This window comes from Weissella sp. DD23 (genome assembly GCF_001579105.1).
In the GTDB taxonomy this organism is placed as follows: Bacteria; Bacillota; Bacilli; order Lactobacillales; family Lactobacillaceae; genus Weissella; species Weissella cibaria.
Map to the genome: position 1 here is coordinate 1 of NZ_KQ970479.1, position 410 is coordinate 410.

Sequence of the window (410 nt, forward strand, 5' to 3'; positions counted from 1 at the left end):
GAATACGCCACTACCAACAACCAATAAATAATCGCGACCGCTGCGTAAACTTCCATATACTTAAACGAACCGCCAGCGATCAATTTACCTTCACCAAATAGTTCCGTCACCCCAATGACAAAGGCCAATGCAGTTTCCTTCAAAATACCAATCGTGTAATTGCCAAACCCTGGAATTGCATTTACGGCGGCTTGCGGTAGCATCACGTGTTTAAAGAAGGCCCACTTATTAATCTGTAACGAGGTGGCTGCTTCCCATTGCCCGGCATCAACAGAATCAACGGCTGCTCGGAACGTTTCGGCCATACACGCCGCATACTTGAAGCCCAAAGCTAAAATGACCATCACTTCTGGCGACCAGGTCTTCAACGCAGGAATAATTTCAGGCAAACCGTAGTAAGCCAAGAAAAT

At 46.6% G+C, this 410-nt stretch carries 1 protein-coding gene; it reads right to left on the minus strand.

The window, feature by feature from the left end; genetic code table 11:
• Positions 1–410: ABC transporter permease subunit (locus WEIDD23_RS12345; protein WP_062359103.1), on the minus strand; the 410-nt coding region annotated here is incomplete at both ends.